At 52.2% G+C, this 4,194-nt stretch carries 3 protein-coding genes and 1 pseudogene; all 4 read left to right on the top strand.

The features are described from left to right. Nucleotides 1-173: 173 nt before the first annotated feature. Nucleotides 174-437, top strand: coding sequence for a 30S ribosomal protein S15 (gene rpsO / locus Q8Q07_00445; protein ID MDP3878761.1), 264 nt, complete (start codon nucleotides 174-176; stop codon nucleotides 435-437). Between the two features lie 21 nt (nucleotides 438-458). Continuing rightward, nucleotides 459-2,528, top strand: a pseudogene (locus Q8Q07_00440) (polyribonucleotide nucleotidyltransferase). Between the two features lie 173 nt (nucleotides 2,529-2,701). Then, nucleotides 2,702-3,496 carry a 4-hydroxy-tetrahydrodipicolinate reductase gene (gene dapB, locus Q8Q07_00435; GenBank protein ID MDP3878760.1) on the top strand — a complete coding sequence of 265 codons (795 nt, stop codon included), beginning with the start codon at nucleotides 2,702-2,704 and terminating at the stop codon, nucleotides 3,494-3,496. A 7-nt stretch (nucleotides 3,497-3,503) separates the two neighbouring features. Beyond that, nucleotides 3,504-4,194: aspartate-semialdehyde dehydrogenase (locus Q8Q07_00430; GenBank protein ID MDP3878759.1), on the top strand; the 691-nt coding region annotated here is incomplete at its 3' end.

The following is a 4,194-nucleotide window of genomic DNA, read 5'->3' as shown; positions in this document are numbered from 1 at the left end:
ACCCGACAAATACCGACATGCATAATGTGATACAATTTCAATATACCCCCATCGCCGGTAAAGGTCAAACAGAACCAAAAGTAAAATTAGTTTACAGCCCTGACCGCCTGTGTTATAATCCTTTTAATTTATGTTATGCTTAAGAGCTTAAGAAAAGTAAGAGGTAGTGTATTTTGAACAAAACAAAGAAAACAGCCATTGTCGGCAAGTTTGCCCGTAGCGAGGGAGATAGTGGATCAACTGAGGTTCAGGTAGCTCTGCTTACCGGGAGAATCAATGAATTAACCACGCACATGGCGGCTAATCGGCATGATTTCCACACGCAGTACGGCCTGATTAAGATGGTCGGAAAAAGAAGGAGACTGCTGACTTATCTCAGCCGAGAAAGCCTGGACCGATATCATAAGCTAATCAAAGAGCTCGGGCTACGTAAGTAAAGCCGGAAAAAGGAGAATTTATTGTTAGAATCTCAATCTTTTAAACGTGAGATTGGAGGCAGAGACCTCATCATCGAAACCGGGAAGCTGGCCGACCAGGCCAATGCCGCGGTTACCGTGCGCTACGGGGATACGGTAGTTCTGGTTACTGTTTGCCTCGGTCCACCCCGAGAGGGAATAGATTTTCTACCCCTGACCATCGATTACGAAGAAAGACTGTATGCTGCCGGTAAAATTCCCGGCGGTTTTATCCGGCGCGAGGGACGCCCCAGCCAGGAGGCAACCTTAGCCAGCCGACTGACCGACCGTCCGCTCCGTCCGCTGTTACCCAAGGAATGGCATAACGATATTCAAATTGTCATTACCGTTCTTTCGGCCGACCAGGAAAATGACCCGGATATCCTGGCGGTTATCGGCGGTTCCGCCGTACTATCATTATCCGAAGTCCCCTTTGAAAGTCCGGTAGGGGTGGTTCGTGTTGGCTATATTAATAACGAGCTGGTGTTAAATCCAACACTAATCCAGCTTCAAGACAGCCTGCTTGACCTTATTGTTGCCAGCACCAAAGACGCAGTAGTAATGATCGAAGCCGGAGCGCAGGAGGCTTCAGAAGATATCATGATACGGGCAATTCAAACTGCCCACCAGGCAAACCAGGATATTATTAAACTCCAGGAAGAGCTGCGGCAGGCTTATGGCAAACCCAAGATAAGAGCCCCTGTCAGCCAGACCAACCCCGCAACAATTGCCACCGTTGCGTCGATAGTTAAGGGAAAACTGGTCCCCGCCCTGAGCCAGGTAGATAAATCGCAGCGTGAACGGGCACTCTCCGAGCTCAAGAAAGAGGTGCTTGAGCGCCTGAAGGAATCATTATCGGAAAAAGAAATACTGGCGGCTTTTGATAGCCAGATTAAGACAGAAATAAGAAGCAGCCTGCTTAACAAAAAACAACGGCTCGGTGGTCGCGGCTTGACGGAGATTCGACCCATTAGCTGCGAAGTAGGACTGCTACCGCGCACTCATGGTTCCGGCTTATTCACTCGCGGTCAAACGCAAGTACTGACGATTACTACCCTGGGCTCTACCCGCAAGGAGCAGCAGCTTGACGGACTGGGTATCGAGGAGACGAAACGCTTTATTCACCACTACAATTTCCCTGGTTTCTCTTCGGGAGAGGTAAAGCGTGTCGGCACACCCGGTCGCCGTGAAATCGGGCACGGTGCCCTGGTCGAGCGGTCCCTGGAACCGGTAATACCCAGAGATGAGGACTTCACTTACATGATTCGGCTCGTCTCTGAAGTTCTCAGCTCCAGCGGCAGCACTTCCATGGCTAGCGTCTGTGCCAGCAGCCTATCCCTGATGGATGCCGGAATACCGATAAAGAAAGCCGTCGCCGGGATAGCGATGGGCCTGGTTACTGATGAGCAGGGTAACTATGCTGTTTTGACGGATATTGAAGGCATCGAGGACAACTACTGCGACATGGATTTTAAGGTCGCCGGCACCACTGATGGTATCACCGGAGTCCAGATGGACACCAAGCTCAAAGGGATAAGTTTGGAAATCGTCGAAAAGACCATAAATCAAGCCCGGGAGGCCCGCCTGTTTATTCTGGATAAAATGAATCAAACTATCAGCGCCAGCCGCCCCGAACTCAGCCGCTACGCTCCGCGGATGTATAAAATAACCGTTACCCCGGATAAAATTGGTAGCGTCATCGGCCCCGGAGGTAAGACAATCAGGTCAATTACCGAGGAAACGAAAACCACTATTGACATTAATAATGACGGTACGGTGATTATTGGTTCATCCGATGAGGCCACCGCCCGCCGAGCCATCGAGATAATCGAGCGTCTTACCAAAGAGGTGGAAGTGGACGAGGTCTATACCGGTAAGGTAACACGAATACTGAACTTCGGGGCGATGGTCGAAGTGCTGCCGGGCAAAGAAGGTTTAGTTCACATCAGTGAGCTGGCGGATTATCGGGTAGCTAATGTCGAGGATATCGTTAAGGTAGGCGACGAGATTATGGTCAAGGTAATCGGGATTGACAATCTCGGCAGGATGAATTTGTCCCGGCGAGCAGTACTGGAACAGCCGGCTCAAGCAGCGGAGAAGAAGGTAACGGACTCACCTAACTCACCTAACTCACCCACTCCGGATTACCCGTTTAAGACCCAGCGTGAGGCTGGTCCACCACAGCGCCCTCCTCGTCCCACCCAGAACCGGCGGCGTTTCTAAACGTTACTAAAAGGGTTGAGGCGATGAAGCCAATAAGAGTGGTAGTTCAGGGGGCATCAGGTAGAGTGGGACGGGAGGTGGTCAATGCCCTAGGTAAAGAGCCGGAAATGCAGTTGGTCGGCGCCGTAGGACTCCACGTTACCGAAGATTATTTGCCCTTACCGTCAGGCTCAGGTTCAGTCCCCTTTTCTGCCGACTTAGAGCGGATTCTCACTGATTGCCAGCCTGAAGTGCTGGTGGATTTTACCACGGCTCGAGCGACGATGCCGGCAGTACGCATCGCCGCTAAACGCAGGATTAACCTGGTCATCGGAACTACCGGATTTACGGCTGACGAAATTAGTGAGATTGAGCAGCTAGCCAAAACTCATCAGATTGGGGTGGTGATAGCCCCGAATTTCGCTCTGGGGGCGGTTTTGATGATTCACCTGGCCAAGATAGCGGCTAAATACCTTGACTACGCTGAAATCATCGAACTGCACCACCACCTGAAAGCTGACGCGCCTTCAGGAACGGCGTTAGCCACCGCCAGAGCCATGGCTCAAGCCCGGGGTAAGCCCTTCAGCCGTCCCGCGGAACCAGGGCAACCATCAAATAGCCGGGGGCAGCCGGTGGAAGGGGTGACCATTCACAGTGTGCGGCTACCGGGGCTGATGGCACACCAGGAGGTAATCCTGGGAGCGCCGGGACAAACGCTGAGTATCCGGCATGATACCATTAACCGGGAATGCTATATGCCCGGCGTGATAATCGCCATTAAGGAAGTGGTTAAACGGCAGGGCCTAATCTACGGATTGGATACGCTGCTTAACTTATAGGAGTATTATGAAAAGATATCGAGTAGCTATTGTCGGTGCTACCGGACTGGTGGGACAGGAGTTTATCAAAGTCCTGGAACAACGCGACTTCCCGATGGAATCAGTCAGCCTCTTCGCTTCCGACCGTTCCGCGGGTAAGAAGATGTTTGTCGCTCATCAGGAGATTGAGGTCAAGGAGACGACCGCCGAATCTTTTAATGGAATAGACATCGCTCTCTTCTCGGCTGGTATTGAGGTCAGTCGCTACTTTGCGCCGATAGCGGCCCACCACGGAGCAGTAGTTATTGATAATAGTGCTGCCTTTAGAATGACACCGAGCGTACCACTGGTAGTCCCTGAGGTCAATCCCGAAGACATTAAATGGCATAAGGGGATTATTGCTAACCCCAACTGCTCCACTATTCAAATGGTGATGGCCCTGTATCCATTACACAAGGTCAATCCCATCAAGCGCATTGTCGTCAGCACCTACCAGTCGGTATCAGGCACCGGGGCGGCGGCCATGGAAGAGCTGACCACGCAGTCCAGGCAGGTGCTGGATGGACAGAACACCGCTCCCCACGTCTACCCCCACCAGATCGCGCACAACCTCCTTCCGGAGATCGGTTCCTTCAAGGACGATGGCTACACGAGCGAGGAGTGGAAGATCGCCGCCGAGACCCGCAAGATCATGCACGAACCCGATCTGCCCCTCTCCG

The organism is Dehalococcoidales bacterium (assembly GCA_030698765.1).
Taxonomy (GTDB): Bacteria; Chloroflexota; Dehalococcoidia; order Dehalococcoidales; family UBA2162; genus JAUYMF01.
This window is presented reverse-complemented; position numbering and strand designations above follow the sequence as displayed.

Excerpts from the sequence above, each read along its gene's own strand:
- dapB (MDP3878760.1), top strand. The coding sequence starts at position 2,702 with ATGAAGCCAATAAGAGTGGTAGTTCAGGGGGCATCAGGTAGAGTGGGA.